Source organism: Blastococcus sp. KM273129, assembly GCF_021698995.1.
In the GTDB taxonomy this organism is placed as follows: Bacteria; Actinomycetota; Actinomycetes; order Mycobacteriales; family Geodermatophilaceae; genus Blastococcus.
The window spans coordinates 1-5695 of the sequence record NZ_SSXB01000138.1; the positions used below are offsets into that span (position 1 = coordinate 1).

Here is a 5695-nt window from a genome sequence, read left to right on the forward strand (position 1 = left end):
ACCTCCGGGCGGATGTGGGCCTTAGACAAGCCACACCCCACTCGGAGGTTCTCCTGCGTTCAAGTCCGGCCGTCGTCACCAACGTCCTGGCCGGGTACACCTAGCCGGCCGCCCGACCTCAGCGCACGCGGGAGGGCACGAAGGGCGGCCGCAGGACCTCGACGGGCTCCCGGCGCCCCCGGACGTCGATGGTCAACGAGGCCCCCTCCGCCACCCCGGCGGCGGCGTCGAGCAGCGCCAGCCCGATGCCGACCCGCAGGGTGGGCGAGAACGTGCCGCTGGTCACCTCGCCGACCCGCGAGCCGTCGCCGTCGAGGACGGCCATGCCCGGCCGGGGGATGCCGCGGCCGGCGGCCCGCAGGCCCCACAGCAGGCGTGCCGGTCCGGCCTCCTTCTCGGCCAGCAGCGCCTCGCGACCCCAGAACGCGGGCTTGCGCCAGCCCACCGCCCAGCCCGCGCGGGCCTGCACCGGGCTGATCTCGCGGGACAGCTCGTGGCCGTGCAACGGGTAGCCCATCTCGGTCCGCAGGGTGTCCCGGGCCCCCAGCCCGCACGGCCGGATGCCGAGGTCCTGCCCGGCGTCCAGGACGGCGTCCCACATCTCGCCGGCCCGCTCCGCAGCGACCAGGAGCTCGTAGCCGTGCTCACCGGTGTAGCCGGTGCGGCAGACCGTCACCTCGGCCCCGCCTCCCCCGGTGCCGGTCACGAACGACATGTAGCCGATCTCGCCGGGCACGCCCAGCAGCTCGAGGACCTGCAGCGAGCGCGGCCCCTGGACGGCGAGGACGGCGACCTCGGTGTGCCGGTCGACCACCTCGACGCCGGGCGGGGCAGCGTCGGCCAGCCGGCCCAGGACCTCGGCGGCGTTGGCGGCGTTGGGCACCAGCAGGACGTCGTCGGGCCCGTGCAGGTAGACGATCAGGTCGTCGACCACGCCGCCGGCACCCTCCTCGCCGTCGGGCACGCAGCACATCGTGTACTGCGCCTGTCCCGGGCCGATCCGGGAGAGGTCGTTGGTGAGGCACGAGTCGACGAAGGCGGCGGCCCCCGGGCCCCGGACGGTGCCCGTGCCGAGGTGGGAGACGTCGAACAGGCCCACGCCCTCGCGCACCGCGGCGTGCTCGGCCAGCACGCCGCCACCGGCGTACTCGATGGGCATGGACCAGCCGCTGAAGTCGGCCAGCTTCGCCCCGGCCGCCAGGTGCCGGTCGTGGAGCGGCGAGGTGCGCGTCGTCACCCCGGCCACGCTAGCGGGTCCCACCCGCACCCCGGTGACGAGCTGGGACGGCCCCGCCGCAGGGCCCCGCCGCGAGGCTGCGGGCGGTGGAGGGCAACGGGGTCCTTCTACGATCGTCCGGTGCCGCCGACGATCTCCGCCACCGACCACCCGCTCGAGAAGCTGACCGGCGACGCCGTCGTCGTCGCCGTCGGCAAGGGGCCCGACGGCCCCCTCCCCACGCCCGGCGCGGAGGCCCTGGACCGCCTCCTCGGCGGCCGGCTCCTCCCGGCGCTGACCGACCTGGGCGCCCGCGGCGCCGAGGACGAGGTGACCCGCCTCCCCTCCTTCGGCCAGGGCCCCTTCCCCGTCGTCGCCGTCGTCGGGCTGGGCGCGCCGGAGGCGTCCGGCGGCTACCGCCCCGAGAGCCTGCGCCGCGCCGCCGGGGCCGCCAGCCGCGCGCTCCGCGGCCGCCGCTCCGTGGTGAGCCTGCTCGCCGCCGTCGGCGGGACACCGGACGACGAGCGCCTGCACGCCGTCGGCGAGGGCTCCCTGCTGGGCGCCTACGAATTCACCGCCTACAAGTCCCAGCTGCCCGCCGACCGCCCGGCCCCGCCGAGCGAGTTCACGATCGTGGTCCCCGGTGCGGGGGCCGCCGAGGCCGCGCTGCGCCGCGTGCGCGCCGTCGCCGACGCCGTCGCCCTGGTCCGCGACCTGGTCAACACCCCGCCGAACGACCTCCACCCCGCCGAGCTCGCCGCCCGCGGCGCGGCCGCAGGCGAGAAGCTCGGTCTCACCGCCGAGATCCTCGACGAGGAGGCCCTCGCGGCCGGTGGCTACGGCGGCATCCTCGCCGTCGGCGGCGGCTCCACCCGCAAGCCGCGGCTGCTGCGCCTCACCTACTCCGGCACGGGCGCCCGCAAGAGGGTGGCGCTGGTCGGCAAGGGCATCACGTTCGACAGCGGCGGCATCTCGATCAAGCCCGCCGCGAAGATGGAGGACATGAAGAGCGACATGGCCGGAGCCGCGGCCGTGATCGCCACCGTGTGCCTCGTCGCCGAGCTCGGGTTGCCGGTGGAGGTCGTGGCCACCGTGCCGATGGCCGAGAACCTGCCCAGCGGCACTGCCTACCGGCCGGCCGACGTCATCACCTTCCGCAACGGCAAGAAGGCGGAGATCACCAACACCGACGCCGAGGGGCGCGTCGTGCTCGCCGATGCCATCGCCCGCGCGGCCGAGGACTCCCCCGACGTGCTGCTGGAGACCTCCACGCTCACCGGCGCTCAGATGGTCGCGCTGGGCGCGCGCACCGCGGGCGTGATGGGCAGCGACGACCTCCGCGACGCCGTGATCGCCGCCGCCGGGCGCAGCGGCGAGCTGATGTGGCCCATGCCGCTGCCCCCGGAGCTGCGCAAGGGCATCGACTCGACGGTCGCGGACTTCGTGAACGCCAACACCGACCGGATGGGCGGGATGCTCGTCGGCGGCCACTTCCTGGCCGAGTTCGTGCCGGACGGGCTGCCGTGGGCGCACATCGACATCGCCGGGCCGAGCTACAACACCTCGGCGCCGTGGGGCTACACGCCGAAGGGCGGCACCGGCGTCCCCGTGCGCACCCTGCTGGCGACGATCGAGGCCCTCATCGCCGAAGGCTGACCGGCGTTTTGTGCACTTTCCGCCGCGGCGGAAAGTGCACAAAACGCCCGCCCGTCAGAGGCGGTCCCGTTTCTGGCGGGCGCTCCAGTCGCGCATCCGCTGGGGGTAGCCGGTCACCTGGGCGTCGTACACCGGGATGGCGAGCTCCTTGGACAGCCGCCGGGCCACGTCGGGGCCGTCGATGCGCCGGCGGGTCCACTCGCCGTCGGCCGCGACGAGCACGATCGTGGCCTCGGTGACGGCTGTCCGCGGCTCCACGAAGCCCTCGACGCCCCGGCGGCTGGCCACGAACTCCTCGAGGTGCCTCAGGTCGCCCCGCTGCGACGCGCGGTCGAGGGTGGCCCGGCCCGCGGCCCCCCGGCGCGCGCGCCAGCGTCCGAACAGCCCCATCCACCCTCTCCGTCCTGCCGGGTCGCCTGATCACCGCGACGCTCGCGAGAGCAACGGCGGTCCGGGCCAGGTCGTTCCCGGAGTGGCAGGATGGGCGACAGCCCCCGCCCGCTCGAGCGGGGACGCCGCCCGTCGCAACCGAGGAGCATCCGTGAGCGCACCCACCTCCCCCGCCGACCTGGTCATCCTCGGCGGTGGCTCGGGCGGATATGCCGCGGCGTTCCGGGCCTCCGAGCTCGGCCTGGACGTGGTGCTGATCGAGAAGGACAAGGTCGGCGGCACCTGCCTGCACCGTGGCTGCATCCCGACCAAGGCCCTGCTGCACGCCGGCGAGGTGGCCGACCTGGCCCGCGAGGGCGAGCAGTTCGGCGTCAAGACGTCGCTGGCCGGCATCGACATGGACGGCGTCAACAGCTACAAGGACGGCGTCATCTCCAAGCTCTACAAGGGGCTGCAGGGCCTGGTGAAGGCCCGGAAGATCACCTATGTCGAGGGCGAGGGCCGGCTCACCTCCCCGACCACCGTCGAGGTGAACGGCGAGACCTACGAGGGCAAGCACGTCCTGCTGGCCACCGGCTCCTACCCGCGGTCGCTGCCCGGCCTGGAGATCGACGGCACCAAGGTCATCACCAGTGACCACGCGCTGAACCTCGACCGCGTCCCGAGCTCGGCGATCATCCTGGGCGGCGGCGTCATCGGCTGCGAGTTCGCCAGCGCCTGGAAGTCCTTCGGCGTCGACGTCACGATCGTCGAGGCGCTGCCGCACCTGGTGCCGCTGGAGGACGAGGCCGCCTCCAAGCTCCTCGAGCGCGCCTTCCGCCGCCGCAAGATCGCCTTCGAGCTGGGCAGCCGCTTCTCCGGCGTGCAGAGCACCGAGAACGGCGTCAAGGTGTCTTTGGAGAACGGCAAGGAGATCGAGGCCGAGCTGCTGCTCGTCGCCGTCGGCCGCGGCCCGGTCAGCTCCGGGCTCGGGTACGAGGAGGTGGGCGTCGCCATGGAGCGCGGCTACGTCCTCGTCGACGAGTACATGCGCACCAACGTCCCGACGATCTCCGCCGTGGGCGACCTGGTGCCCACCCTCCAGCTGGCCCACGTCGGCTTCGGCGAGGGCATCCTCGTCGCGGAGCGCGTCGCCGGGCTGGAGCCCGCCCCGATCGACTACGCGGGCGTCCCGCGCATCACCTACTCCGACCCCGAGGTCGCCTCCGTCGGGCTCACCGAGGCCCAGGCCAAGGAGCGCTACGGCGAGGTGAAGACCCTGACGTACGACCTCGCCGGCAACGGCCGCAGCCAGATCCTGAAGACGACGGGCGCGGTGAAGCTGGTGCAGGCCCCCGACGGCCCCGTCGTGGGCATCCACATGGTCGGCAGCCGCGTCGGCGAGCTCATCGCCGAGGCCCAGCTGATCTACAACTGGGAGGCCGAGGCCGACGACGTCGCCAGCCTCATCCACCCGCACCCGACGCAGAGCGAGGCGCTCGGCGAGGCGCACCTCGCGCTCGCCGGCAAGCCCCTGCACGTGCACGGCTGACAACCGCTCGATCCCCCACCCACCCAGCGCCAGAAGGAGCACTGCCCCGATGCCGACGTCCGTCACCATGCCCGCCCTGGGCGAGAGCGTCACCGAGGGCACGGTCACCCGCTGGCTCAAGCAGGAGGGGGACCAGGTCGAGGCCGACGAGCCCCTCCTCGAGGTGTCGACCGACAAGGTCGACACCGAGATCCCCTCCCCCGCCGCCGGTGTGCTCACGAAGATCCTCGTGGCCGAGGACGAGACGGTCGACGTCGGCGCGGAGCTCGCGGTGATCGGCGGTGGCGACGGCGACGAGGACGCGGGCAGCCCCCCGGCCTCCGCCGAGGACGCCGACACCACGCCGCAGACCCCCGACGAGCAGGTCGACGACGCCGGCGGTGAGCCGGAGCAGGCCGCCGAGCCGGAACCCCAGCCGGCGCAGTCGTCGGACTCCGGCGGCGGGGGCGGCTCCGGCGGCGGCGAGGGCACCCCGGTCACGATGCCGGCGCTCGGCGAGAGCGTCACCGAGGGCACCGTCACCCGCTGGCTGAAGGCCGTCGGCGACGAGGTGACCGCCGACGAGCCCCTCCTGGAGGTCTCCACCGACAAGGTCGACACCGAGATCCCGGCGCCGGTCAGCGGCACGCTGCTGGAGATCACGGTCGACGAGGACGAGACCGTCGACGTCGGCGCGCAGCTCGCGGTGATCGGCACCGGCGCGGCCGGTGGCGGCGGCGCTCCCCAGCAGGAGGCCCCCCAGCAGGAGGCCCCGAAGCAGGAGGCCCCGAAGCAGGAGGCCCCGGCGCAGCCCGAGCCGCAGGCGGCACCCGAGGCGAAGCAGGCCGACGCGGCCAGCGAGCAGCCCGGTGGCGACTACGGCGCGAGCGGCGCCCAGCCGTCGGACTCGCCCACCTCCGCCC

5 protein-coding genes are annotated in these 5695 nt (G+C 74.4%); 3 read left to right on the top strand and 2 right to left on the bottom strand.

Translation table 11 applies throughout. The annotated features are described in order from the left end of the window. Nucleotides 1-118: 118 nt before the first annotated feature. Nucleotides 119-1237, bottom strand: coding sequence for a glycine cleavage system aminomethyltransferase GcvT (gene gcvT / locus E9565_RS21435; RefSeq protein WP_236836687.1), 1119 nt, complete (start codon nucleotides 1235-1237; stop codon nucleotides 119-121). Between the two features lie 120 nt (nucleotides 1238-1357). Between gcvT and E9565_RS21440 the strand changes: the two genes are divergently transcribed. Next, nucleotides 1358-2872, top strand: a complete 1515-nt coding sequence (locus E9565_RS21440; protein WP_236836688.1) for a leucyl aminopeptidase — start codon at nucleotides 1358-1360, stop codon at nucleotides 2870-2872. Between the two features lie 54 nt (nucleotides 2873-2926). Here E9565_RS21440 and E9565_RS21445 read toward each other — a convergent pair whose 3' ends face one another. Continuing rightward, entirely contained in the window at nucleotides 2927-3262 is a 336-nt protein-coding gene (locus tag E9565_RS21445; protein WP_236836689.1) for an oxidoreductase, read from the bottom strand. Between the two features lie 151 nt (nucleotides 3263-3413). Between E9565_RS21445 and lpdA the strand changes: the two genes are divergently transcribed. Together lpdA and E9565_RS21455 are read left to right on the top strand one after the other, a co-directional pair. Next, complete coding sequence (gene lpdA / locus E9565_RS21450; protein ID WP_236827047.1) at nucleotides 3414-4793, top strand: dihydrolipoyl dehydrogenase; 1380 nt, start codon at nucleotides 3414-3416, stop codon at nucleotides 4791-4793. A 49-nt stretch (nucleotides 4794-4842) separates the two neighbouring features. Then, a partial coding sequence (locus E9565_RS21455; protein WP_304505943.1) for a biotin/lipoyl-containing protein occupies nucleotides 4843-5695 on the top strand: 853 nt, incomplete at its 3' end.

Bases quoted from the DNA above. Each gene is read 5' to 3' on its own strand.
- E9565_RS21445 (WP_236836689.1), bottom strand. From the start codon at position 3,262: ATGGGGCTGTTCGGACGCTGGCGCGCGCGCCGGGGGGCCGCGGGCCGG.